1 protein-coding gene and 1 pseudogene are annotated in these 1,087 nt (G+C 76.5%); both read left to right on the top strand.

What is annotated here, in order from left to right; genetic code table 11:
* Nucleotides 1-309: pseudogene (locus tag HGA02_RS19905) on the top strand (hypothetical protein); the annotation flags it as partial.
* Nucleotides 306-1,087 (top strand): GTPase (locus tag HGA02_RS19910; RefSeq protein ID WP_343035657.1); only part of this gene is annotated, 782 nt, incomplete at its 3' end. The pseudogene HGA02_RS19905 and the gene HGA02_RS19910, both read left to right, overlap by 4 nt.

Consider the following 1,087-nt stretch of genomic DNA (forward strand, 5'->3'; position numbering starts at 1 on the left):
CGGGACGTCGCGGCCGAGGGACGCCGGCGGCAGAAGGCCGAGAAGGCGCTCGGCACCGAGGGGCTCGCCGCGCTCGCGCTCGCGGGCGCCGCGGGCGTCGACGAGGCGACCGAGCTGCTCGTCGACCTCCTGGGTGCCGCGGGGCACAAGGTCGTCGCCGACCTGCGCGACGACGTGGAGTCGCGCGTCGAGGCGCAGGTCGCGCTCGAGCGCGCGTCGGTCGGCAAGGTGCTCGCCGACCCCGACCTCGCCGAGGACGCGGCCTCGCTGCTGCGCCTGCGGCTGGCCGTGCTGAAGGGACTGACGTGACGACCGAGGGGACCCGGAGCCACGCCGTGCACCGGCACGTGCTGGACGCGGCGCTGCACGGCGACGAGACCGTCCGGCTCGAGGAGCGCGTCGGTGCGCTCGACCAGGCGCTCGTCGTCGGCGGGGCGCGGCTCGAGCCGCCCGTCGTGGCGCGCGTCGGCCAGACCATCGACCGCGTGCGCGAGCGGCTCGAGCTCGGCGTCGACCACGCCGTCGTCGCGCTCGTCGGGGGCACCGGGTCCGGCAAGTCGAGCATGTTCAACGCGGTGTGCGGGCTGCCGCTCGCCGACGTGGGCGTCAAGCGCCCGACGACGTCCGACGTCACCGCGTGCGTCTGGGCGACGGACGGCGGCGCGCTGCTCGACTGGCTCGGCGTCCGGCCCGACCGACGCACGGTGCGCGAGAGCCTGCTCGACGGCGAGAGCGAGGCCGCGCTGCGCGGGCTCGTGCTGCTCGACCTGCCCGACCACGACTCGATCGCGCCCGAGCACCGCGAGGTCGTCGACCGCCTGCTGCCGCAGGCCGACCTGCTCGTGTGGGTCGTCGACCCGCAGAAGTACGCGGACGACGCGCTGCACTCCGGCTACCTGCGCCGGCTCGTCGGGCACGAGGCGTCGATGCTCGTCGTCCTCAACCAGGTCGACACCGTGCCGCCCGAGGTCCGCCCCGAGCTCGTCGCCGACGTCGCGCGGCTGCTCGAGGAGGACGGGCTGACCGGCGTCCCCGTGCTGGCCGCGTCGGCGCGGACGCACGAGGGCGTGCCCGCCCTGCGCGCCCG

It is taken from the genome of Cellulomonas septica (genome assembly GCF_012396155.1).
GTDB classification, from domain to species: Bacteria; Actinomycetota; Actinomycetes; order Actinomycetales; family Cellulomonadaceae; genus Cellulomonas; species Cellulomonas septica.